Annotated in this window: 22 protein-coding genes; 7 read left to right on the forward strand and 15 right to left on the reverse strand. The window is 42.9% G+C overall.

Annotation, left to right across the window (positions count from 1 at the left end; genetic code table 11):
- Positions 1-73: 73 nt before the first annotated feature.
- Positions 74-973, reverse strand: a complete 900-nt coding sequence (locus PAT9B_RS24035; RefSeq protein WP_013511897.1) for a LysR family transcriptional regulator — start codon at positions 971-973, stop codon at positions 74-76.
- Between the two features lie 295 nt (positions 974-1,268).
- Between PAT9B_RS24035 and PAT9B_RS29900 the strand changes: the two genes are divergently transcribed.
- Entirely contained in the window at positions 1,269-2,174 is a 906-nt protein-coding gene (locus tag PAT9B_RS29900; protein ID WP_013511898.1) for a LysR family transcriptional regulator, read from the forward strand.
- A 33-nt stretch (positions 2,175-2,207) separates the two neighbouring features.
- On the opposite strand, the gene PAT9B_RS24040 is transcribed toward PAT9B_RS29900, so the two are convergent.
- From PAT9B_RS24040 to PAT9B_RS24095, 12 genes are all read right to left on the reverse strand, one after another.
- Positions 2,208-3,170: a PDR/VanB family oxidoreductase gene (locus PAT9B_RS24040; RefSeq protein ID WP_013511899.1), complete on the reverse strand. Its 963-nt coding sequence runs from the start codon at positions 3,168-3,170 to the stop codon at positions 2,208-2,210.
- Positions 3,171-3,196: 26 nt separating this feature from the next.
- Complete coding sequence (locus PAT9B_RS24045; protein WP_013511900.1) at positions 3,197-4,252, reverse strand: aromatic ring-hydroxylating dioxygenase subunit alpha; 1,056 nt, start codon at positions 4,250-4,252, stop codon at positions 3,197-3,199.
- Between the two features lie 247 nt (positions 4,253-4,499).
- Positions 4,500-5,591 carry an aromatic ring-hydroxylating dioxygenase subunit alpha gene (locus PAT9B_RS24050; protein ID WP_013511901.1) on the reverse strand — a complete coding sequence of 364 codons (1,092 nt, stop codon included), beginning with the start codon at positions 5,589-5,591 and terminating at the stop codon, positions 4,500-4,502.
- A gap of 433 nt (positions 5,592-6,024) precedes the next feature.
- Positions 6,025-6,774 carry an ABC transporter permease gene (locus PAT9B_RS24055; RefSeq protein WP_150105862.1) on the reverse strand — a complete coding sequence of 250 codons (750 nt, stop codon included), beginning with the start codon at positions 6,772-6,774 and terminating at the stop codon, positions 6,025-6,027.
- Positions 6,771-7,547: an ABC transporter ATP-binding protein gene (locus PAT9B_RS24060; protein ID WP_013511903.1), complete on the reverse strand. Its 777-nt coding sequence runs from the start codon at positions 7,545-7,547 to the stop codon at positions 6,771-6,773. The genes PAT9B_RS24055 and PAT9B_RS24060 overlap by 4 nt, the downstream gene beginning before the upstream one ends.
- The gene (locus PAT9B_RS24065) at positions 7,544-8,293 is read right to left on the reverse strand and encodes an ABC transporter permease (RefSeq protein ID WP_013511904.1); all 750 of its coding nucleotides are present in this window, start codon (positions 8,291-8,293) and stop codon (positions 7,544-7,546) included. Before PAT9B_RS24065 ends, PAT9B_RS24060 begins: the two co-directional genes overlap by 4 nt.
- Positions 8,294-8,324: 31 nt before the next feature.
- Positions 8,325-9,278, reverse strand: coding sequence for an ABC transporter substrate-binding protein (locus tag PAT9B_RS24070; RefSeq protein WP_013511905.1), 954 nt, complete (start codon positions 9,276-9,278; stop codon positions 8,325-8,327).
- A 125-nt stretch (positions 9,279-9,403) separates the two neighbouring features.
- Entirely contained in the window at positions 9,404-10,216 is an 813-nt protein-coding gene (locus PAT9B_RS24075; RefSeq protein ID WP_013511906.1) for an MBL fold metallo-hydrolase, read from the reverse strand.
- Positions 10,217-10,247: 31 nt separating this feature from the next.
- Complete coding sequence (locus PAT9B_RS24080; RefSeq protein ID WP_013511907.1) at positions 10,248-10,649, reverse strand: cupin domain-containing protein; 402 nt, start codon at positions 10,647-10,649, stop codon at positions 10,248-10,250.
- A gap of 1 nt (position 10,650) precedes the next feature.
- Positions 10,651-11,061 (reverse strand): hypothetical protein, encoded by a 411-nt coding sequence (locus tag PAT9B_RS24085; RefSeq protein ID WP_013511908.1) that lies wholly within the window; start codon positions 11,059-11,061, stop codon positions 10,651-10,653.
- 21 nt (positions 11,062-11,082) lie between these two features.
- Positions 11,083-12,297: an FAD-dependent monooxygenase gene (locus tag PAT9B_RS24090; protein WP_013511909.1), complete on the reverse strand. Its 1,215-nt coding sequence runs from the start codon at positions 12,295-12,297 to the stop codon at positions 11,083-11,085.
- A gap of 34 nt (positions 12,298-12,331) precedes the next feature.
- On the reverse strand, positions 12,332-12,967 hold the full coding sequence (locus tag PAT9B_RS24095) for an isochorismatase family protein (protein ID WP_013511910.1): 636 nt from the start codon (positions 12,965-12,967) through the stop codon (positions 12,332-12,334).
- A gap of 390 nt (positions 12,968-13,357) precedes the next feature.
- On the opposite strand from PAT9B_RS24095, the gene PAT9B_RS24100 reads away from it, so the two are divergent.
- The gene (locus PAT9B_RS24100) at positions 13,358-13,732 is read left to right on the forward strand and encodes an AtzH-like domain-containing protein (RefSeq protein ID WP_013511911.1); all 375 of its coding nucleotides are present in this window, start codon (positions 13,358-13,360) and stop codon (positions 13,730-13,732) included.
- Between the two features lie 132 nt (positions 13,733-13,864).
- Here PAT9B_RS24100 and PAT9B_RS24105 read toward each other — a convergent pair whose 3' ends face one another.
- Positions 13,865-14,647, reverse strand: coding sequence for a helix-turn-helix transcriptional regulator (locus PAT9B_RS24105; protein WP_013511912.1), 783 nt, complete (start codon positions 14,645-14,647; stop codon positions 13,865-13,867).
- Positions 14,648-14,748: 101 nt separating this feature from the next.
- Here PAT9B_RS24105 and PAT9B_RS24110 point away from each other — a divergent pair, with 101 nt between their 5' ends.
- From PAT9B_RS24110 to PAT9B_RS24125, 4 genes are all read left to right on the forward strand, one after another.
- The gene (locus PAT9B_RS24110) at positions 14,749-15,681 is read left to right on the forward strand and encodes a DMT family transporter (protein WP_013511913.1); all 933 of its coding nucleotides are present in this window, start codon (positions 14,749-14,751) and stop codon (positions 15,679-15,681) included.
- A 421-nt stretch (positions 15,682-16,102) separates the two neighbouring features.
- Entirely contained in the window at positions 16,103-17,053 is a 951-nt protein-coding gene (locus PAT9B_RS24115) for a nitrilase-related carbon-nitrogen hydrolase (protein WP_150105863.1), read from the forward strand.
- A 455-nt stretch (positions 17,054-17,508) separates the two neighbouring features.
- Positions 17,509-18,420, forward strand: a complete 912-nt coding sequence (locus PAT9B_RS24120) for a DMT family transporter (protein WP_013511915.1) — start codon at positions 17,509-17,511, stop codon at positions 18,418-18,420.
- Between the two features lie 15 nt (positions 18,421-18,435).
- The gene (locus PAT9B_RS24125) at positions 18,436-19,131 is read left to right on the forward strand and encodes a cysteine hydrolase family protein (protein ID WP_013511916.1); all 696 of its coding nucleotides are present in this window, start codon (positions 18,436-18,438) and stop codon (positions 19,129-19,131) included.
- A gap of 49 nt (positions 19,132-19,180) precedes the next feature.
- Here PAT9B_RS24125 and PAT9B_RS24130 read toward each other — a convergent pair whose 3' ends face one another.
- Positions 19,181-19,711: a TetR/AcrR family transcriptional regulator gene (locus tag PAT9B_RS24130; protein ID WP_223300520.1), complete on the reverse strand. Its 531-nt coding sequence runs from the start codon at positions 19,709-19,711 to the stop codon at positions 19,181-19,183.
- A 453-nt stretch (positions 19,712-20,164) separates the two neighbouring features.
- Here PAT9B_RS24130 and PAT9B_RS24135 point away from each other — a divergent pair, with 453 nt between their 5' ends.
- The gene (locus tag PAT9B_RS24135; RefSeq protein WP_049792227.1) at positions 20,165-22,678 is read left to right on the forward strand and encodes a hypothetical protein; all 2,514 of its coding nucleotides are present in this window, start codon (positions 20,165-20,167) and stop codon (positions 22,676-22,678) included.
- Positions 22,679-23,670: the final 992 nt, after the last annotated feature.

A 23,670-nucleotide genomic window follows, 5' to 3' on the forward strand; every position in this document is an offset into this window, starting at 1 on the left:
CCATTTAAGTGCGCAAGCAATTTTTTAGTGCAATAAACTGATTAAGAGTTCATCACGCTTATTTTGAGAAGCCTTACTTACCAGACAGTGCTCTGAGAACGCCATTATGCAAAATATCACAAACTGAAATTACTGATTCATCTGCATGTTGCATTGGATCAACAACTATCGCCATACCCCAACGAAGATCACTCTCCCTTATGGCTATTGAGCGTAAGTCCCCACACTCAATACCCTCATTAAAACCAAACGAAGGCATGATGGTCACATATCCACTTTTCCTCATTAACTTTTCCATGGCTGGCAGACTGTCACAATCAATTATATCGAGAGAAAGCTGACGCTTCAGTAACTCACGATTAACCACTGTCCTGATTGGATGCGAACCACTTGGAAGAACAAATTTTGAGGATTCTAACTCTTCAAAGCTCACTTTATCTTTGTTACTCAGCGAATGATCACTTGATACGATTAAACTCAGTGTCGGCTCATACTGCGTGAAGGACATTTCCTCAAGCATATCTGTAGGTTCGTACACAACAGCTATATCAACCAGGTTGTCTCTCAAAAGTTTGGGGATGTGACCAGGCATAGCCTCAACAATGTTTACAGAGTAAGATCCTTCACCTCTGGGCAATTGCTCATAAATGTACTCTGAAATAGCCTTAGTTATGGAAGTAGAACATGCAACGCGAATCCGCCTGCAAGATTTCCTGTTATTAAGTTGAACAGAATCAATAGCACGATCAACATCAGCTAAGATGCGACGCGCATGAACTAAAAATTCATGCCCTGCCCCTGTAAGCAAAACCCCGCGAGATTGGCGACTCAGAAGGGGGACACCAAGCTCATCCTCGAGTTTTGCAATTGATGCCGATAACGAGGGTTGAGAGATGTGTAATTCTAAAGCTGCCTTTGAGATATTTCCTAACTCTGCAATGCGGATAAAATAAGTCAACTGCGATAAATTCATTTTCAATACCTTTCTTGTCAACATTCCCAGCAATTACCTATAACCCTGCAATTTTTATGCCTACAGTAGATAATTGTTAAATTAAGTTACTGACAAAGAACTCTGCTTAAAAAAGCGATAATGGAATCATCATTACTTAATCTGCAAGATGATAATGAATGTCTAGTATTAAGTATTAAATGTCCAATAATGAGTATTGATAAAAGGTAGCAGATCATAGATCTTGCTTAAAATGATGGAAAATTATTATCGTGAAAAGTCTTCCGAAAAATCCCATTTCAGTGAGTAAATCATAATGAAAACTCCCAGCCTTGATTCTTCATCAATTCTCACATTGAAGGTATTTGTTATGGTTGCTGATGTCCAAAATTTCTCTATAGCTGCCCGAAAACTTAACCTTTCAGCATCTACTGTGACAAGTCACATATCCAATCTTGAAAAAAATATTGGCAGTGCACTATTTAACAGAACCACAAGACAAGTGTCTATAACAGAAATAGGATCCTATTTCTATGAGAGATGTAAAATTATTTTGGGAGAGGTTGATCAATCTGTCTCATTTTTAATGCCTAAAGATTTTTTCACAGGCAGACTTAGAATATCAGCTACCCCATCATTTTCAGCGTCGATTCTCGCAACTGTTATTACCAGATTTGTGAATGAAAACTCTGAAGTAAAAATAGAAGTACATGCTAGTTCCACCCCCCCTAATTTGGTAAATGAAAGAATAGATATAGCATTCATGGTCAACGAAAAACATAACACAAGTTATTCCAATGTTAATATTGGCAGAGCACCACGTGTCTTTTGCGCATCAAATGAATATCTGCAGAAACATGGTATACCTAAGAATATTGACGAGTTATATAGTCATAGGTGTCTGCTTAACGTAGTTGGAGGAATAACTGAGCCGTGGATAGTAGAGGAGAGAGGAGAAAGGAGAGAGATTCAGTTACATGGACCTCTGAGTTCGGATAATGGGGATGTGCTCAAGGCATCTTGCCAAGGTGGTTTGGGGATAGGTAATTTCTACCGCTTTCATGTCATCCGAGAACTCGAAAATGGTGTTATGACAGAAATTTTAAGTGATCATCAGCCTGACAAGAATAATGTTTATGCACTTACTCCACATAGAGATATAATAACTCCATTGGCATCACATTTTATTGATTCAATGAAAGAATATCTGAAAAATAATTAGTCACTACTTAATCCCTTAAGTAGTGACTGGTAGTCAAAAATCGAGCTTAATAAGGGGCGATTTTGAAGACGAGCAACAAATCATGATTTTGTTATTCAAAGCCCTTTCTTTTCCAGATAAGACCTCATCTTTATGATCTGGCACTCCCTCGAGGACAGTCAACTCGCATGCGCCGCATATGCCCTGCTGGCATGAATAGGGAGGGTCAAAACCAGCGTTGAGTAGCGCATCAAGAATTGTTTCGTCATGTCGTACCGGGATCCTTTTACCCGAGCGAGCCAACTCAACTTCAAAGCCATCGTGTTCTTCTACGACTGCCGGCAGGAAGGATTCTAAATGGACGCATTCCTGATCAAGGTGCTGTGTTGCTTTGATAAAAGCATCAAGCATTCCTCCCGGCCCACAACAGTAAAAATGAGTGCCTGGAGTAGATTTATGAACCATAGATTTAATATCTATTATTCCCTCCAATTCATCAATATGCAGATGAATTCGGTCATCATCAAGATCAAATCGATTAAGAAATGCTCCTGTACTTAAGGAACGTATGCAGTAATAAATTTCCCAACTGTCCTGAGTCTGCATCAATCTTTCTATCATTGAGAAGAAAGGTGTTATGCCTATTCCTCCGGCCAGGAAAACTGTATGTGTGGCACCTTCAGTCAGTGGAAAGAAATTTCGAGGAGGTGTTATCTCAATTATGTCTCCAACACGCAAACGCTCGTGTATGTATCGAGAACCGCCTCTCCCTCCATCAACATGCAGAACTCCTAATTCATAACCTGTACAATCTTCAGACAACCGAATTATTGAATATGCACGGCGCAAGCCTTGCGCTAAGTGCAGTTCAATGTGAGAACCAGGCGTAAAATCTCCTACGGCCGAACCATCTACCGTAGAAAGACGGAAAGAACGAATCTTTTCATTCTCCCACACAAATGAAACGACTCGCATTGGGACGGTAGTGATTTCAATTCCTTCAAATGCATTATCCATCAACGTTCTCCTGGAATAATGTGTCGTTAAATCCAGTCGTTATCAATGGTGCCATAGGTGACGCCCATGTCCTTAAGCCACTTACGGTACTGAACACTCAACTTGTCTACCCGATGATGCATTTCAGCACGTAGGTCAACTGGTATACGTTCTGGCCTCTGAGTTTCTACAATTTCAATATCTTGCTCGAATATAAGTTCCTGACGAGCTCTGATCTGCTCATCCGAAAGCTCATTACCAAAGTTCATGGCCATTCCAACTCGCGCAATACAGTGTGTTTCATCAACAGGTTGTGCTGTGAAGAAGAGCCAGTAATCGTCTTCATGCTCTGAGACATTACCTTCAGGATCCACGACACGTATCTGCTTACGTAATGTTGCAACCAGTGGACGCAGACAAGAAAACGAGTAACTTGACTGCACAGGAACGCGACGCGGATCCCCTTGGGGCTGGAATACAGTCACAGGAGTGGTATAAAGGCTCCCGTTTTCTTCAAAGACCTGATAATCACCAATCGGGTCCGGTTCGGATTCGACACCATTCAGACCTCCATGTACAAATGGGAAGTGGGTAACATCACAAAAATTCTCCAATGCACGGTAGCCATTTGCATTAAAGTCATGTGGCCCGGTCAGAATATTACGGTAGCCTTCAGCACCCCACTCAGGGAATGAAGGCAGCTCCTGCTGAGGCTCACCGATTGACGCCCAAATAAACCCATATTTTTCTTGGAGCTTATGTTCAAACGCTTTAACACGGGGAGGGACTGGCTGATCCGGAGTAGAGGGGATCAATGTACATTTACTTGTACCATCATAGCGCCACCCATGATAAGGGCAGACAACCTGGTCATCTTTGATATACCCTTTTGATAAGCGAGCCCCGCGGTGCATACATAGATCTTCCCAGATATGGGCTTCACCGCTCGCCTGGCGCCACATTACCAAATCGCGGCCAAGCAAACGAACTGGAATTAATTTTCCAGCCTCAAGTTCATGCGAAAAACCGACAACATGCCAGTCATTTAAAATAGCACCATCAATTGAAGAATCTTCTTTGAAAATTAAGTTACCCGGCTTCACACCTACCTCCACAAATTGCTCAAATGAATAACACAATTAAATGAATCAATGCTAGATAAAATATAATTGCAAGCCTTAACGCAAACAAATACCTGATAACTATGCCGTCGATAGCCTGCAACTATACCTGGAATTTATTTTAATTATGGTTACTCAACCACCTAAAAAATAATGAAAAAAACACCATACTTTAAAATAAAACAAAAACCATGAATAAATTACCATAGGTAAATCGTATATTTGTTTATTACATTCTAGGTGGGGTGCCAACCTTTAACGCAAGCCCAGTCGCCCTCATTAATTTACGATAATTAATTGCCACTAAATCAAAATCCAGATGAAGTTCATCGGCCAAGTCAAAAGGAACAAATTCGGGCCTTTGACTTTCAACAATCGTTTGGTCTTGATCCAACACTATATCTGTAAATTCTTGAAGAACTCTTGGATCCTGATCATGAGCATAGTTTCGTGCGGTTCTTAAAAATGCTCTGCTTTTATCCTTTCCAATAGGTTGGGATACGAATAAGTGGACCATTTTATCTGCTCCCCCCCAGTCCTGCCGAAGTACAATAGTGTAAGGTAAGTGAAGCTCGTAATATGAGTGCCTCACAGGAAGAACATCTTTCTTTTCACGCCCCCACACTGATGCTTTACCCGCTTGGGGTGCTTCAGGACGCATAAAATGATAGCGCATTACATGTTCATCAGTTTCGACTTGGTACTTGGGTACAATTACCCGCTCGGGATCACCAAGTAAGCCCGTATGAACCCATGGGAAATGTCCAAAATCTGTAAAGTTCTCTAGTTGACGAGACGCGTCAGATTGCCAGTCATAGGGTCCAGTTGAAATAACATGAAATTCTGGCTCATCGAATTCTGGGATATCAGGTATATTCCATAGCGGTGTATCAAGAGCAACCCATACGATGCCATATCGTTCCTGTGCTTGGTATGCAGTTACCCGGGCTTTATCAGGAATGTGACGGGGATTTTCTCGTTGTGGGATCATGGTACATGCTCCATCTCCACGAAAACGCCAACCGTGATATGGGCACATAATTTCACCATCTACAACTTTTCCAATAGACAAAGCAGTACCACGGTGTATGCAAAGATCAGCAACTGCTTGGATGCTGTTCTCTTTATTGCGCCACAATACTATTTGTTCATTAAGCAGTCTTGAGGAATAAGGCTGATCCTGAATTTCTTCTGAATAGGCAACCGGATGCCAACATTTTCGTAATGCATTAACATCAGGAATTGCTGATGGAGAATACAGAACCGTATCAGGTATACGAAAAACATTATCATTTTCTTTGATGTTGCGCCCTAAACTCATATTGACCTCCAGAATCACATTTAACATGAAAATAAAATTTATAAGTAATTATTGGCTCTAGAAAAAACAACAAACCACTAATTCAAAGCATGAACCATAGATATTCACCTTCATTTACATTTACATTTACATTTACTTTACTGAAGTTGGATAAATGATGATTATCGAATTTGTTAAAGCACGCCAAAGCGTTTAGCGTTCTAAAACATGAACTGATTATAAAATAAATAAGCATTTATCAGACCCCATAAAAGGCATAACACCTTTCTCTAAATTAGAAACTGGAATTACCTTGAGAATCCCAATGCCATGGCTATCATACATGATAAAAAATTCACTTCCTGGCCATTAGAATATACAGCTCACAACACCTTAATACAAATATCGGATAACTATATGTCATATAGTGAATTGCTATGCGTTAAAGAAGTAGTTATCTTCTCCTCTCAGTTAACCATTGTAAAAAACCGATAAATGAGTCAAATACTAAAGTTAAAAGAATAACGAGAATAATCCCAGAATAAACCTTTGGGGTATCCATCATGGTTCGATTGTACGATATGTAGTAACCCAGACCAGATGATGAAGTAAGCATTTCGCCTACAATCACCCCGACAATGGCCAGAGCACCTCCAAGTCTTATGCCTCCAAGAATCGTAGGCAGAGCTGCAGGGACTAAAACATACCATGCAAGAGAAAGCCGAGATGCTCCCAAGCTCCTACCTGTCAATACATAGGCAGAAGGTATCGAATGTACTCCCGCAGCGACTGACAGAAATGCAGGAAAGAAACCATAAAATCCGCCAAATATAATTTTTGACTCAGCACCAACCCCCAGCCATGCTGTTATTATGGGATAGAGAATGACGATTGGAATTGCATAGGCACTTGAAGCCATAGGTAAGATAATCGGACGTGCAGTTACACTGATACCAACCAGTAGTCCGGCAACTACACCAGTCAAACATGATATGGAAAGTGCAAGCGCAACTTCACCGAGTGTTGTTGTAAGGTGGCCACTTAACTCAGCAAAATCCGTATATCCTGCAATAAGCGTAGCGGATAAACTAGGCAGAAAAATAGGAGGTACAAGTCCAGCACGAGGTAACAACTCCCAAATGCTGGCTAAAATAATTACCAATAATATTTGCACGAAACGTGCCGGAACTTTAAGCACCATCATGATTTCCTGATTTTAGACCAAATATGATCACGTATTTCATTAAATAATGGCATCGACATGGTTTCAAACGTACGGGGGCGAGGCAGGTCAACCTTAATTTTTTCTACAATTCTTCCAGGTCTAGCAGCCATCACATAAATCTCATCTGCAAGATAAACCGCCTCGCTGAGACCGTGAGTGACAAACACGATTGTTTTCTTTGTTCTGCTCCAGATACGAAGTAATTCATCACCCATTTCTAAACGGGTCTGTTCATCCAGAGCCGCAAAAGGTTCATCCATCATGAGAACAGGAGGATCTTGAACCAATCCACGTGCAATGGAAACGCGCTGTCGCATACCACCCGAGAGTTCTCTGGGATAGCGTTTTTCGCTACCAGAGAGACCCACCAGTTCAAGCGCATTACGTGCTTTTTCAAGGCGCATATGTTTCGCCTCTTTTTTTAACATTAATGGAAACGCTACGTTGTCAATCGCTGTCATCCAAGGAAATAGGTTAGAATCCTGGAAAACAACCCCTACTCTGTCCGGGTCAGCCCCATTCAACTCCCGATTATTGCAAATGATGCTTCCACTACTGGGCTCCTGTAATCCAGCCATCGTCATGAGCAATGAGGATTTCCCACATCCAGAGGGACCTACCAGGACGATAAATTTACCTTGTTCTATCGAAAAAGAGGTGTCCGAAAGCACGTTAACTTTTTCAGTCCCTTTCTGATAAGAGAGATTTAAACGGTCAATTTCGAAAGCTTTTTTTGCAATAACCTGATTCATTCATATGCTCCCATTAACCGGCGTTCAAACCATATGAACGCTTCATTAATGCAAATTGAAAATAATGAAATTAATAAAATACCAGCAAGGAGGTTAGAAATTTGATAAGCCTCACCCCAGTTGTTAAGCAGTGTTCCGACACCAGTTCTGGATGCGTACATCTCTGCAAGTATCACTCCAGTTTGTGTGAAAATCATCGTAAGGCGTAACCCTTCTAATATTGTTGGAAGCATGGCCGGAAGATAAATGTATCGGCTTATCTGTCCCATACTTGCCCCATATGCTCTAGCAGTAAAAAGATGACTCGGTTGAACGGAAGAAATAGCCGTACCACAATTCATAATAACAAGGAAAATGGCAGAAAATACGCCGAACGCAAATCTCTGTCCGAAACCAATACCAAAAACCAGTAAAAAAACAGGCAAAAATATTGATTTAGGAATTCCCAAAGGAAACATGACAAATGGCATTAGTACCTTCTTCCAGTAACAGTTTGAGACTATCATTATTCCCACAGGAATGCCTATGACGACTGCTGTTATAAACGAAGAAAACACCACTATCATAGTCGAAGCTAAATTAATCTGAACCTCTTCTGTTTGGATCAATTGATAAGCAGTTAACGTAACTTCACTCAGCGGAGGAAGTAGCTGGGAAGAAACCCAGCCGCTCTGACTCACGAGTTCCCAGATTAATGCCAGAACAACTAGGCACAAAATCCGCACAATGCCATTTCTGTAAGCCATACCAGATTTTCCATACCTTTAATTTAATTTTTTACTTAATCTGAAATGATGATGTATAGATACTTTCAACTGGCGCAACGCTATTCATTCCCCCTTTTTTCGCCATATCTAACCAACGCGTCATCTTTTCAATATCGATAGAGCCATCAGTGATCAAAGGTTTATAAATTTCATCAAACTCCTGCTTGGCGACCTCTTGGGAAACGCCATCATTACTTGCAATGATGCTCACGGCATTTTTGTCTGACTGAAACTCTTTAACTGATTTATAGATTGCGTTGATGGTGCTTTGTAACTCCTTTGAGTTATTACTTATGTAACTATCTGGACTTACCCACAAATCTCCAAGTACAGGTGGTAGCATTTTACTGAAATCGATAATCGGTCGCACTTTACCCGAAGAAATCATTTGATAGCTAATCGGTGCATAAAATAAAGCAGCGTCAACATTGCCACTTTCCAAATTTGGAACAAGTCCAGCCCCACCTAAGGGAACTCGAGTAAATTTAATATGGTTATTCTCTCCCACCCATCTGCTCAGAATATCTGAACTTGATCCAGCTGATGTAATACCTACTTTTTTACCCTGTAAATCAGACACACTTTTAATCGTGGAATCTTTAGGTACAACAAGGAACCAACCGGCAATACCGGAACCCCCTCCACCTACCATCTTACTGTCTATCCCTTTATCACGCCCCGTAGCGGTGCTTGCAGGTCCACCCATAATGATATCTGCGGCACCTGCAGCCATTGCCTGAAATGCATCGCCACCGCTGCGATAAACAGTAACTTCAGGATCGATTCCAGCATCAGAAAAAATTTTATTATCTATACCATAATTAACAATCACGGTAGGCCAATAAGTCTTAGTAATTACCCCCACCCGGACTTTTTCGGCAGCCGTCGTCACATTTGAATAAAATGACAGTAAAATTGCGGCGAAGGAAAAACGTAAGGCAGGTTTCAGCTTTACTTTTAACATGCGAAATACTCCAGTTGTGTATGGTCAAAAAAATCAACCCTCTGTGTTTATTAACTCAGAAGGACAAATCAGATGAGATTTATAAACAGATGTATTTCTAAATCAAAAACCAACCAGATTTAAAATTAATCACCCCCATTCAAAAGCTGCATATATCGCCCAGCACTTTCTGAAATAATTTTTTTACCATTATTGAGAACATCTTGACCTTCGAATGCACCATATATTTTTTCAAAACAGTATGGCTGAATCCGTTCATTAAGATCTTTCACCTGCCTTATCGGCAGTGGAAGCATATTAGGATAACTCCACATGAAAGACACATGATGAGCACCCGGTGTTATCTGTACAATGTCTCCAGCCAGTATGACACCTTTTTTGTCTCCGTCGTCTGACCATAACATGACTGTTCCACCGGCGAAGTGTCCACCAAGGCAGATGAGTTTACAACCTGGGAACAACTCCATTTCACGACCCTGCCATAAATGAAGCTTACTATCGGGTCTTACAATCCACTCCTTATCACTTTCATGAAGGTAAACAGGGCAATCAAATTCCTTAGCCCAGTCCTGCATCGTGGTGTAGTAATGAGGATGAGAGATTGCTATCGCTTTCAGGCCTCCGAGTGAATGAATAATTTCACGCGTGCTGTTATCGAGAAGCGCTATACAATCCCAAAGAATATTGCCTGCAGGTGTTGTAATTAAAAATGCTCGCTGATTAATAGCAAAAGCCGGAACAGTTTGGAGACAGAATAACCCGGGCTCCATCAGACGCCAGGCATTACGATGTCTTTTATTTAGCGAATTTTGTTCAGTCCAACTCTGGCCACTTGAAGGAACGTATTGGCGTTCATCATCACAAATTTTACATGCTTCTGGCGGATTATCCGAGTCAGGGTACGCCGTTCCACATGCATTACACAGATAAGTTGTCATTTTTTAATTCCAGCCCAATAAGGTCATTGCATTAGTCTTCCGGAATTTCAGCTTCCATAGAGATAACGCCTATATGCTTAAGCATTCCCAAATCAGCCGGTGATGGGCCGCCAATGTTGACCATTCGTCCGTCATGATTAGCCAGAATTGCATGCTCAATCCCTTGAGGAACATTGACAGCACAGCCCGCGTAGACAGGTATATCAAGATTATTGGTGTAATCTCTAGCGATGCCTGTTCCCTCAAGCACAAAGATAGTGTCGTCAGAGAATGCATGCGTATGAGGAGCGTTCGCTTCACCGTTCTCGAGAACAACGTATCCCATCGTCGCTTTCCAGATATTCGTTCCCGGCCATGCAATAAAGCGTGCATCTTTCGAAATCAGCGGGACCTTCAAGGTGGGTTTATCACGGTGGAAGAGACGAATCGGCATATTAATGTTCCCCTTGAGATTTTATCTTTTCATACAACTTATTATCGGGAGGACAAGGCCCCCCTACAAAATCTACCCCATCATTTCCGGCAGTAATTGTGTAACTTTCGTGTTTATCAATATGGATTATGCTGCCTTCAACCAGACTTTGTTGTTCCCCGGTCAAACCGTCTTTGATGTTTCCAGTCCCCTTAAGGACGTAGTAAACACAATCAAAAGGATGCTGCAGGGGAAAAAGACTGGCTCCATCTTGCAGCTGGTGATAGTGCATGCTGCGTTTCAGTGAACCATTCCCCGGCCAGAACAGTACCTTGACTGTTCCCTGACCATCCACAATGTGAAGCTCCGGACAGTCTGTAGCAGAGTCAACCACCTTGACCTGCAGTTCAGTAATGTGATCAGAATATTGCATATTCATCTCCTATCTATACCATTAACTGAAAAGAACGTTACTTATCTCACTCAACTCAATACCGGTGTACCTGACGACTTCTTCCGCCGAAACAGGTTTGCCATTGTCAGACTGTCTATCTCCTTCACATTGCAAGTATGTTCCAAGTTTTCTAGCCCAGTTGACGGCATTTTTACCGGCCATGACACGGTCTGATGAATATTTTTCCAGTGCTTCAGGAATGTCTTCATGCGCCTCCAATGCTTCAAATAAAGCAACGGCATCAGCAGCTGCCTTACTAACACCTGCACCGCAATGAGGCCTGGCAACAAATGCGGCATCACCAACTAACGTAACTCTTCCAAAGTTGAGATTTTCATTTTCAAGATCGAAAATGGGCTGTACAAAGAGCGACTTCATTGCAGGAATAGTGCGCGCAAACAGAGGAGGTAATAAAAGAGCCGTTTTGCGTATGTTGTTAATAACGTCAGTACGTATCAAATGAGGCGGGATACCAGTGGGATAATGAACCCCGTCTGAACCGGTTAAGATGTCATACAGCTCATTTTTTGGTGCCGGGCGGTACCACATCATATTGAAGCGTCGCGTGCCAACTTCAATCGATCCCCCTGGACCCGCTACAGGATAAGCAACAGCTTCCTCGTTGTTTAAAAAACCAAAACTAAAACTGCTGAAGTCATCAATGGATAACTCAGACGGAAACTCATTTTCCTCCAGCATACCGCGCCATGCTACGTACCCTGCATAGGTGGGCTTAATTTCAGGGGCTACGTTTTCACGAACGCTTGAGTGTATGCCATCAGCCCCAATCACCAAACTCGCCTGGTGCACCTCACCGGTGCTTAGACGGACTTTGGTGAAGTCAGGTTCGCTAATAACGCTTTCAACCATAGCGCCTTTGTGGAAGATGCCTGCGGGAAGTGCGGTCAGCAAACTTTCATAAAGTAGCCCCCAGGAGGTAGTTGTCTGAGCATATTCACAGCGCGCTACTACTGAGCCGTCCGGATAATAGCCAATCCTGTTGTTAATACCGATGCCAAGTTCTTTGCTGACATCGACTCCTGAGAGTTCCAGTGCATGACGGAGTGTCCTTTGCATGGCAATACCAGCACCACGGGCCTCCAGCCCCTTAGAGGAACGCTCAAAGAGTTTCACATTCCAACCATGGCGAACAAGAATGTTCGCAGTAAGTAAACCGGCTATAGACCCGCCCACTACGATCGCGCTTCGCTTCATAATGACTCCTGTTAAATTTGACTGATTAACTTACCTATTGATGACGGTTTTCAATCTTGGCCATCGTTTCCAGGGACGTCAGAACATCACCGTATTTAAGGCTTATATCAATCAGACTCTGATGGTGAGAAGCTTCAACACGATCCATTACAGCATCACTTACAACCACTGGCCTGAAACCTGATTGACAGGCATCAACAGCTGTGGCTCTTACGCATCCGCTTGTGGTGCAGCCTGTAATGATCAACGTATCAATCTGTTTCGCGATCAGTCGGGACGTTAAATCAGTGCCAAAAAAGCAGCTTGCGAATTTTTTCACGATAACTGCATCCTCAGGACGGCGGTCAAGACGATAATCTACTTCACTACCTTTTAGATTGGATGCCAGAGTAGTGAGACCACCAATCTTGTTGATCCAAATTCCAGCATCCTCAAGCTCATGCCCGTCATACCGTATAGTTGAGAACAACACCGGCACATCATTCTTTCTGGCAAAACTGATAATGGAGTTGGTAATAATGATTTGCCGATCTGCTTTGCCTCCTAGAGGTGCGCTGGGGTCGGTAAAAGCATTCACAAAGTCGACGATTAACAGAGCCGGACGTTTACCAAAGCCAATACTCTTTGCAAAACCTCTTTCCTGCAGAGAAATCTTTTCATTTTCGTTCAAAATATCCGCCCCTTCTAAATTAAATACTTTCCATCTCGTAGCTGGTAACAAAAATAATACAACTACAAATTAAAGTGACAAGGGACGAAAGCTAAAATTAACAATTCGAATTCATCGAATAATTAAATAAATGTGATTTTGAATAAGATAAATCGATAGTTAAGCACCACATTGGAGTTCCATAATTGATCAGGTGCGACTTAATGGTGCAATATATGTCATCAAAGCACACCCCCTCAAGAGATAACAATTCCATTTGCACATTCAATAAAATAAGGGTACTTGTAAGTCCTATTCAGCCTCATGAAGTAGAAACTTGTCATGAATTGTCTTAAATAAACAACCAAGAGTCCTTAATAAGGTATACTCCAGTGATATTAGGAAACCATAATGATTATGAATGACCCTAAAACAGTTAGAGAGATCACAGATATCGTAAAAGCCTATGATAAAGCTCTTATAGAAAATGATCTGGATGCCATCAACGCATTTTTCCTGAATTCAGAGGAAATCGTTCGCTACGGACCTAATGAAAACTTATACGGTGCAAAAGCCATTGCGGCATTTAGGGCTGCTCGTCCAGCAGGACCTAAACCCAGAAGTGTGACAGCAATCCATGTCATAGTGACAGGTAAAGATCATGCAATTGCACATACTGAATTTTTCACCCCTGACTCAGATAAATGTGGAAGACAGACGCAATGCTGGTCTCGATTCCCTGATGGATGGAAAATAATTGGCGCTCATGTGTCATATATATCCTGACATACAAGTTTAATTGGCATCCCCTCTCATGAGGGGAGATAACTGTCCTGTATAAAAAAGGATTTTAAATGGAAGAATAAACCCGAAGGTTGAGGATAACTAAAAAAGGTCCTTACGGGTTTTTCATTAAGTTCACCGCTGTTTTAATCCATTTAGTCTATATTGTTCAGGGGTTTTTCCTGTAAATCTTTTAAACATAACAATAAAGGCTGAGGGTGTTGTATATCCTAATTCCAGAGCAATCCGCTGAACAGTCAGTCCCGCTTCGAGGGATTCAATTGCGTGCATAAACTTAAGTCTTGAACGCCACTCACCAAATGAGATACCCAGCTCTCGCTGGCAGCGTCTTTCAAGAGTTCGGGACGTCATATGTAGTTGCTCTGCAAAATCTTCAACAGACCGACGATCTCCCGGATTCAACTGCAGCTCCTTAATTACACTGTTAAGTTCATCTGACACCGCATAAGGGAGATAGGTTTCGTGGGGTTTTATATGCAGGATTTGATCCAGTGCCACCTGTGCCATTCTCAAGTCCTCCTCTGTCTCTGGTACCCTTACGTCACGCAATGCAAAATCATCAAGGATGGCATGCAGCACGGGGCTGACATTTAGCGTGGTGGGTTTTGAGGGGAGTCGGTTCGAGAGCTTTAACGAGATGTATACCGTTCGATAGACAAGGTCTCTGGAGGCAAAGGAGAAATGGTCAGCAAAAGGGGGGATCCATACAGCATACTGAGAAGGCGACAAGAATCGGATACCGTCAATTTCGAGGTGCATTACACCATGCGAGACATAGTTTAGCTGACCCCAGGGGTGCGCATGCGTCTTCCATTCCATTGCTGGCAGGCGATCGTGCCTGAAATAGAGGTCACCAGGAAACTCCTGCAAATGGGGTATCTCACCTTCGATCATCATATGTCTTCTCCTGTGTACACTTTGTCTATAAATGAGTATATCAACATTTATGGACGCCTGTTATGTTGTATACGTTATTTTGAATACAGGCAAGAAAGACCATGGATTACATTTTTCCACTACTCGCTGCCATTCTATGGGGCGCGAACATTGTTATTACAAAAATGGCCTCAGGCCTAATTTCCCCCAATGAAATAAGTTTTCTTCGTTGGTTCCTTGCTACGATTGTACTGACTCCTTTTGTCATTCGACCTTTAATTACTCATGCATCAATATTACGCCAGAACCTTGGGAAGATCTTTATATTAGGTGTCTTAGGTGGTGTTATTTTCCAATGCCTCGCCTATTACGCTGCAGCCTACACATCAGCAATGAACATGGGCATCATTCAGGCTCTAATGCCATTAATGGCGATCATCCTGGCCAGCATGCTTTTCCGTACCATGCCGGGAATGAATACAGTCGCAGGGGCGGTCATTTCTCTTGCAGGAGTGCTGATCGTAATTTCTGGTGGCCATATCAGCCAGCTGATAAGCCACGGTCTGAATTTGGGTGACGGGATGATGCTGCTCGGTGCCTTTGCTATGGCAGTGTATAATGTCTTGCTTAAACGTTGGCACATTGAAGTTCCGTTATCGGTGTCTTTATATCTTCAGGCTGTCGCTGCGTGTATTGTTTTACTGCCGGTCTATCTGCTTTCTGAAAAGCATGCACTGACAATGGCGACCTCCGGTATGGTGCTTTATTCTGCGATCGGCGCCTCTGTTCTGGCACCGCTTACATGGATGGCAGGTTCGCGTCGCCTGGGCCCATCACGTGTATCATTATTTTTCAATCTGATACCCGTATTCACAGCAATCATGGCTGCTGTGTTTTTATCAGAAAAATTCACGTGGTCACTGATTTCAGGGGGTGTACTGGCGTTAGGCGGTGTTATTTACGTTGAGATAACAAGGAAATTCTCGACCGCTAATAAAGATCAAAGTGAAGTCATTGAAGATAAGGATAATAAAAAAGCGCACAAATTTTCATAATCCTTTGTTGCGTTAATCTGTTGTGATGTATTTATGCCACCTGCCCGGGTGGATTTTTTATTTTCTTTAAGCTTCAATTATTCAAATTTATATCGCACCATTACCGATCGCCAACATAGTGCAAAAATATTAAAACGCACCATAATGGTGAGTTCGCCTTTCCAAATAACATCCTATCCATCTGATTTAATTGATAAAAAATAAAATTGGACATTCGATATTTTTGAGGTGACACCGAAAGATTATTATGATTATATTCATCATGCAGATGGCCAGAATTAATTTACATGACCTCATTTAAAATGTAGTCGTTATATTCTTGTCGGTTGTTAACGTTAGAATAAAATTGCTGCATACAGAACTATGATTTCTGAATGCTGTTTTCACCGTTGTTTATGAGTTTCGACTCCACAGAGGAAAGATGATGACAAATTCTTCTCGTCAGGAATTTAAGAAAATACGCGTTGCCGGCGTGCAGGCTGCTCCTGTTTTTCTCGATCTGAATGGAACGACAGAGAAAGCCTGTGAACTGATTCTCGAAGCTGGGCGTAAAGGAGCCGAACTTATCGCGTTTCCTGAAGCTTTTATACCCACATTTCCGAACTGGTATGAAACGCTGGCAGAGTCACCAAAAGCACGTGAACTAGACAAGCGTCTTTTCCTCGAATCTGTGGAGATGGATGGCGAACATATGAAAGCCATCGCTGAGGCATGTGCCAAAGCGAATATCAATGCTGTAGTCGGTATTAATGAACGTAGTCCGATGACAAACGGCAGTATGCATAACACGCAGGTACACATCACCCGTGATGGTATCATTGCAGGAAAACATCAAAAGTACGTACCTACAACTGGAGAACGTCAGGTCCATACGCCAGGAAAAACTGGTCACTACAACACCTTCAGAACAAATTTCGGTGTAGTGTCAGGCCTGATCTGTGGAGAAAACTCCAACATGCTGGGAATGTATGCAGCCGCAGTTAATTACCCGGTCGTACATGTTGGATCATGGCCAATGTACTTCCATCCTTACTTCCATATGCAACACGCCATTTTAACCGCTACTGCGGGGCTTGCTTACTCACTGAAATGCTTCGTCGTGAATGCAGTGTCAAGAATCACCCCTGAATACATTGATGCTGTGGCTGAAACGGAAGAGCAACGCGTTTTCCTGGAAGAGCAACGCGCATATCTTCCCGGTGCCTCAATTCTCGACCCTTCAGGAAATTTAATTATTGATGGTACAGGTATGGACGAAGAACTTCTCTTCGCGGATATTAACCTGGAAGACGTTATCATTCCTAAGCTCATCATTGATACCGCAGGTCATTATAATCGCCCGGAATTATTTGCACCTCTCTTCCAGAAATGATTTCTTAAGGCACCCAAGGGTGCCTTTTTTATTCCCCTCGCGTCACACACCTTCAAGTAAAAATTTCTCAACAAAGTATTCAGGTTCATTTAACTGCGTTTTACGCTTTAATTTAGTGCTTGACCGCGCAATTTCATCGCAAAAAATAAAGATAAAAAACATGTAGTTATTGTTTTCATAAAATTTTTGCACCAATTTAATGCACTCAAACACTCATCTTGAAAAATCACCATTGACTTCATTGGTAACGACTATTTAAACGTCCTAAAAAAACATCAAACTGTCGCAATTTAAATATTATAAATCTCACTTTCTTTCAAAACTTGGCACAGGCATTGCAAAATAATCAATTCACTCTCTGCTAATGACATCAAAGGGCTTTCTATGATCTTGGTTAATTGGCGGAAAGTAAATTCAACGTTGTAACGAACTAACTTTAATACTGGGGTTTAGATATGAACGGAAAAAGATTACTTGCCTGTGCCGCTCTGGTTGGTTCAATTCTCTGTTTTAGTGGCAATTTTATGCTGGGTGGTGTCGCTGCTGCATCTATGCCCTTAATGAGTCTGATGTTTATTAAATGGGGCACTGCCGCGCTCCCAATGCTCATCCTTGCCAATTTCATCGAAAAACCAGACTGGCGCGTGGTACTTAAAAGCTGGTTCAAAATCCTGCTTCTGAGCGCACTGGGAATTGCAGGTTACAGCTTCATGTTTTACGAGGCCCTAGGTAGTACCACCCCGATCAACGCATCGTTGATTAATGCATTTAATCCAGCCCTGATCATTATTGCATCAGTGTTTTTCCTGAAGGAAAAATTAACCACGAAAAAAGTGGCCGGGATCGCCATTGCATTCTGTGGAGTGCTCTGGGTATTAACCGGAGGTAACCCTGCTGTTATTTTCTCACAAAAGCTCAACCCGGGTGATATCTGGATGCTAGGTGTTATTTGTTGCTGGACCGGATATAACATCGTCGCGCACAAGGGCCCTTCACTACCGCCACTGACTAGTTGTGCTCTGCAGATGACATTCTTCACTCTGGCCATGGCTCCTTACATGCTTGTTCATGGCGTGACTTTTCCTTCAACCACCGCTGCCTCATGGTCCATGGCCTACATTGCCATCTTCCCTTCTGCCGTGGCTTATGCCCTGTGGAACTACGGATCAAAATATATTGAACCCGGTGTAGCGGGCCAGTCACTCAATCTGGTCGTGCCTTTTACAGCAATCATGACTCTGTTGTCCGGTGGCAGTGTCAGTTCAGTTGACCTGGTTGGGGGCGTTCTTGTTCTGGGCGGTGTCTATCTCTCATTGCAGGCCACTAAACCTAAAAATATTCCAGCAGCCTCGGCCGATCTGGCCTGACTAAGGAAATACTCGATGACCCGCTATTATGTCTATGAAGAAGAAAAAACCATGCCGGATACGCCTGAATTTATGGCATATCTGGACCGTAAAACCACAGCTATCGTTTCTATTGATATGCATGAAGGGCATCTGAGTGAAAAGGCGGATTGTCCTTGCCCCGCCCCCCGTGGGCGAAATGTTGTCAGTGCTATTGATGCTTTTCACGCGCAGGCACGAAATTTAGGCGTTCCCGTCATCCATGTTGTATCAACACTTCGTCCCTCTGGGATCGATGATTCGAAGGGTATTCCTGCCGCGTGGCGTTTAACAATGCCAGAATACTTTGGTCCTATCCCCGGAGCCCCTCTCCATGGGCTTGAGGGATCGGAATGGACCAAGTTGCGAACTCACTTCGACCCCCGCGACGAAATTGTTGATACCAAGAAGCGGCTCTCAGCCTTTTACCCCACCGATCTGGATTTCATGCTCAGGCAAATGAAGGTGGAGACGGTTGTGTTTACTGGAGTGAACAATGATTGCTGTATTTTGAACAGCGCATTTGATGCATCAAATCGAAATTACAGGGTCGTTGTGCTTAAGGACGCTACGGCGGGTACAAATGAACACCTCGAAGCGGCAGGCCGTACAATTGTATCGCTTTTCCTTGGTGTAGTAATGGACTCGGCAGAACTGCTGAGGGCCTGGGACACTGAACTGTACTGGAATTAACCTGAAGTGCTGAGAGTTATTCTCAGCACTTTCTAACCCTCACCAGTTGCTAATCCCCTCTGCCTGCCCGGGCAATAAGTCGAATCGTTGAATTGAAATCGTCGTCACAGGCGAGATTTCCGGTCAACAACCTGTACCAGGACCATCCATACAGTAAATCCAGTAATGCAGATATTTTGGTTTCAAGATCAATTTCACCCCGTATTTTGGCGCGCTCAAAGATCTTAGTCGATTCAATACGGCGTGGTATCAGAGCTTCTGTTCTGAACCGCTCGATTGCTTCAGGTGTTGATTGCATTTCAATGAGTAGACCGGTAAAGACCTTGCCGGCAGGAGTATCTCTCCACACATGAAATAGGTAGGTCATACGGTGAGTTAGTTCCTCCTCCAGTGAGGCTGCCCCTGAGAAATCCTGCCCCTTTATATACTCTCGTTCTAACAGTTCGAGCAGCAATTCCGTTCTGTCTGCCCACCATCTGTATACGGTGGGTTTCCTTACCCCAGCTTTTTTGGCTACAGCTTCCATTGCAAGCCCTGCCGACCCCCTTTCAATGAGCAGATCTTTTGCCGCATCGAGAATCGCTTCATGCGCATTTTTGTCTCTTTTATTTCCCGTGCTAACGTGAGTTCTTTTAACCGATGATGAGGCAGATCACAGATATAAGACATTTGTATGATGTCGGTTTATAAGCAGTAAACCAGTAGGAATGTAAATAAGGGTGTACTTTATTACCAATCAGTATGCCAAGGCCGACCAGCGAACCAGCATAGAGGATACCCTGAGAGAAGAAACAGGGATGGATGTCCGGATCATGGATATCAGCTGGATACTGGATCAGATTTTCTCGCAAAACCTTCAACATCTGACCATAGACTCTCTTTCACTGCAGACGTCTTACAAAAGAGAGATAAATCTCGGCGCGAATGATTATAAAAAGACGCAAAGATACAACGAAACAAAAAAACTCTGGAAGATGAAGTTAATCCTGAAAATATTTCTTATCAAGAGGTGGAGTTGTTTCTTGACCTGGCAATGTTAAGTGCCGAACTAGAGCACCCTTCATTTGAAACGGAAGGTCTTTTCTTAAGGTCAATCAGAGTTGCTAAAAAGTTTGTTTTAAATCAGCAAATTCTTGACTGTTATTATCAGTTTGCCTGGAAATCACATTTCTGGCTGGAGAACTTTAGTATTTTTGAAGAAAACCTTGAGCTTCTTTTTAAAGCTTTGGATTCATCCACCAATGCCAGCCAGTGGGAAGCGCTGATTAACCTGGTGACAGTGCATAAAACACATATACGACTGAATCGGGTAAAGTCGACAATTGATATTGATATGATTGAATGCGTGATGCTCCAAAAGTTGTCCGAAATATCCGCAGACTTAACACGTCAGAGTAATGCGCTGCTGGCAAAGACACAGCTGTTAATTTACAGTTTGCAGAAAACTGAAGGCGAAGAAAATATAAATAATATTTTTCATGAACTTCACTGCGTCATTAAAGAAAGCACCTGCCTCATAGGTTATCCATTTGAAAAAATGTTCAACTTAATCAATGAAATGGATATCATTTTTAATGAATATCAAGCTTACGAGGAGCTGCTGGATTTTATCACTGAGCAATATTCGCTGCGTGATGGTCAAATACGAGGAGCGGAAATGCTCCTGAAAAGAGGGATCAAGCGCCTGGACTCTGGTAAGCCTTACGAGGCGATACGGATTGTCGGAAAATCTCTTATCCCCCTGTATAAGAAAGAGTCCTCAGACCTGTTTATCCTTGCTTTAAATGTCTGTTCAACTACCTATGAGCGCGTCGGACTACTCTGGAGCGCCCGTGCCTGTATGCTTTTCGCTGCGTCTGTGCTGACAGATAAACTCTGGGACAAAGATGAATTAACGGTATACCAGTATAAGACTTATAATTATCTTTCGTGGCTTGAACTGAAGTTAGGTAGGTTGGGATATGCCTTAAAATGGCTGGAGTTGTCACTACTGTTCCAGCAACATTTTAAAGAGACGGATTCAGATAACGACGTTCGCCAGAACATGGATGCATTTATAATCCAGATGGTGCTCAATACTGAGTTTTCAAAACTGAAATATCTGGATAAAACGTGCTTCTTACTTGATAAATTCGGGTTTTATGCATCATCTATTCAGCTAATGTACGTGCTGGGTTATGAAACTCAGATTAAAGATAAGTTTGATATTGATGTGGATGAAAGTTTTATAGATTACTCTTTAAAGCTCAGAGACTTTAACTTTGGAACTAAAGTAACCGGGATTAATGATGGCTTTGAAAAAAGAGGAAGTCTCACCTCTAATATATCTGGATGTAATATCAAGCTTACGTTTCCGGCGAGATCGCCTTTTTTTGATTTTTCTGCATCATTGCTGGCTTCACTTGAGGGGGTTTTTGCCACCTGCATAATTGATAAGATTTATTCTAAAGAGTCGTCATTTGATATTGAAGTTATTTCCGATGATGAAAATTCCTCTATTACACATGAGTTTGATACAGTCAATGAGAATCTAACAGCAAGAATAATTTGTAATGATTTTCGCAATGAGTCATTTAACTTTGAATGTCAGGACGTGTATCAGAAATGGAATAGAAAATTCGTACTGCAACTTTTATCTAAGGTTTTTTATTATTACGATTTAAAAACGGTAGAGAAATCAATTTTTGCAGATGGCGCGCTGGAACGATCATCGATCCTGGCTTCAAGCATGTTTGCGTCAAGAAACATTCTGGGATTTTTAGCGGACGATGAGGTCAGGTCCTCGTTCTCAGATAAGAATTGCACCGAATCTTATCTGTTGATCAGAAAAGCACCTTGGGACGTTGCCTGTACAAGGCTGCCACAAAACGTCGCTATTTCTTCACTGACCAGTAAGGTAAGCCCTGCCCCAGAAGAACTGAGAGATTCCGAAGCGTTAAAACACGGTGACTACCATATTCAGAATCTCCTCAAATCAAGAGCCTGGGATCTGGGAAAATGGAATGGAGTCATGTTTTTGCCCCCCCTGCATGGTATCCCGGTTCTGTGTCTTCAGTTCACTAATGTAAAAGAAGGGGGCGACGTTTTTAGAGGTTTAGCTGAAAAAGTCGGCGATGTTGATGGCCTTGGCAGGCTTAAAGTGAGCATTATTAAAGGAATTTCATCATCACATCCTACACACTATACCGTAATGGTTTCCGAAGACAGCGTACCTGAGCAACGTAAAGTAATGGGAATGGTCTTCAGACTTAACAGGATGACTCCGGATTCTACCGTTAACATTGATCGCTTCGCAGAAATGTGTGCCCGGGCTGGTCAATGCTACTTTGGGTGCAATTCGATGCTGGAGGATTTGAAATGTGCTGTGCCTGAACATTTCGGCATCCTGATCAAAAAGATAAGAATACTGTGGGCATGGCAGATTGAACTCAAGGACCCGGAGTTTGTAGCTTTAGATTTGAAAGAATTGCCCTTTATTCCTCCTGATGTGAAAAACCCACCTGTTCTGGCTACCCTTGAAGCGCTCAGGTCAATGAAACCAAACTAGTTACCATTTTGAGCTGTTTGTCCCAGTATTACGGATATTAAAGGGATTAAGTGTGGACAAACAGCTCACAAACATATGATGCAGCAGGACCTTTATTGAACTTCTTACATTCCCCGTGTTACACAGCTCGAATGATACTGACTTTATCATTCTGATAAAATTAAGATAATTTTATTACTTGCAGCGCTGACGCATCTACGCCAATTTTGATGGAATGCGTGGTGCGAACTTTCGCAGAATTTAACTGGCAGCGTCAACAGCCCTGAAGTGGCCCGCTACTTTGAGTATGCTGCTGCCGTAAAGCTTCGGTACGGTGATGCTTCGCTACCAGCTGGCTGCCTTACCGGATCAACGCAGCAGGCTGCTGATCTAGGCATTCTGCAACATCCGCAGGCGGCTCAATAGGTGCTGTGCTGCCGGTGATGGCATAGGATTTTGTGCCTGGAGGTCCGGACGGGCATGCCTTTGATGCGCCATTTGCGGTGCTGCATACCCTTGAAGCAACGGCATACCTTAGCCATGCCCCCCGTGCCAGGCCGGCACGGGAGGAACGAGCTGCTGGGCGGGACGCGGCGGCCATTGACCAATCCGGTCTATGTGTAACGGCTGCGGGAGTAGCTCTCGACCGTCGGGCTGAAAAAGGACGAAAGTATCTGGATGGTGGACAGTCCGGACACGGTGCGCACTTGGATAAGGCAGGTTGTTTCTGTGTCGGAGCGTGACGGTGTCACCTTCACGGTGTGTCTTGTCCCCACAAAGACGTTTCTGGACAGTTTTGCGATGCAGCTGGTCCAGTACAGCGTCCAGAACTAGGTGAGCTAGGCGATGTGACGCGCTAGCTGGTCGTACGGTTCTCCATGCCGCTGGAAGATGCGAGGGCACTGCTGCTTCTTGGCCCGTAAAGCGGTAGTCGGCATGGCCAGATGATTGGTGCGAAAAAATAACACCTAATATGCGGGCAATGTTTTAAAAGCAGAGCAGATTTTCAGAGA

It is taken from the genome of Pantoea sp. At-9b (assembly GCF_000175935.2).
GTDB lineage: Bacteria > Pseudomonadota > Gammaproteobacteria > Enterobacterales > Enterobacteriaceae > Pantoea.

Coding starts and splice junctions, on each gene's coding strand:
- PAT9B_RS24035 (WP_013511897.1), bottom strand. CDS start 973: ATGAATTTATCGCAGTTGACTTATTTTATCCGCATTGCAGAGTTAGGA.
- PAT9B_RS29900 (WP_013511898.1), top strand. CDS start 1,269: ATGAAAACTCCCAGCCTTGATTCTTCATCAATTCTCACATTGAAGGTA.
- PAT9B_RS24040 (WP_013511899.1), bottom strand. CDS start 3,170: ATGGATAATGCATTTGAAGGAATTGAAATCACTACCGTCCCAATGCGA.
- PAT9B_RS24050 (WP_013511901.1), bottom strand. CDS start 5,591: ATGAGTTTAGGGCGCAACATCAAAGAAAATGATAATGTTTTTCGTATA.
- PAT9B_RS24055 (WP_150105862.1), bottom strand. CDS start 6,774: ATGATGGTGCTTAAAGTTCCGGCACGTTTCGTGCAAATATTATTGGTA.
- PAT9B_RS24060 (WP_013511903.1), bottom strand. CDS start 7,547: ATGAATCAGGTTATTGCAAAAAAAGCTTTCGAAATTGACCGTTTAAAT.
- PAT9B_RS24065 (WP_013511904.1), bottom strand. CDS start 8,293: ATGGCTTACAGAAATGGCATTGTGCGGATTTTGTGCCTAGTTGTTCTG.
- PAT9B_RS24070 (WP_013511905.1), bottom strand. CDS start 9,278: ATGTTAAAAGTAAAGCTGAAACCTGCCTTACGTTTTTCCTTCGCCGCA.
- PAT9B_RS24075 (WP_013511906.1), bottom strand. CDS start 10,216: ATGACAACTTATCTGTGTAATGCATGTGGAACGGCGTACCCTGACTCG.
- PAT9B_RS24080 (WP_013511907.1), bottom strand. CDS start 10,649: ATGCCGATTCGTCTCTTCCACCGTGATAAACCCACCTTGAAGGTCCCG.
- PAT9B_RS24085 (WP_013511908.1), bottom strand. CDS start 11,061: ATGCAATATTCTGATCACATTACTGAACTGCAGGTCAAGGTGGTTGAC.
- PAT9B_RS24090 (WP_013511909.1), bottom strand. CDS start 12,297: ATGAAGCGAAGCGCGATCGTAGTGGGCGGGTCTATAGCCGGTTTACTT.
- PAT9B_RS24100 (WP_013511911.1), top strand. CDS start 13,358: ATGATTATGAATGACCCTAAAACAGTTAGAGAGATCACAGATATCGTA.
- PAT9B_RS24105 (WP_013511912.1), bottom strand. CDS start 14,647: ATGATGATCGAAGGTGAGATACCCCATTTGCAGGAGTTTCCTGGTGAC.
- PAT9B_RS24110 (WP_013511913.1), top strand. CDS start 14,749: ATGGATTACATTTTTCCACTACTCGCTGCCATTCTATGGGGCGCGAAC.
- PAT9B_RS24115 (WP_150105863.1), top strand. CDS start 16,103: ATGATGACAAATTCTTCTCGTCAGGAATTTAAGAAAATACGCGTTGCC.
- PAT9B_RS24120 (WP_013511915.1), top strand. CDS start 17,509: ATGAACGGAAAAAGATTACTTGCCTGTGCCGCTCTGGTTGGTTCAATT.
- PAT9B_RS24125 (WP_013511916.1), top strand. CDS start 18,436: ATGACCCGCTATTATGTCTATGAAGAAGAAAAAACCATGCCGGATACG.
- PAT9B_RS24135 (WP_049792227.1), top strand. CDS start 20,165: ATGTTAAGTGCCGAACTAGAGCACCCTTCATTTGAAACGGAAGGTCTT.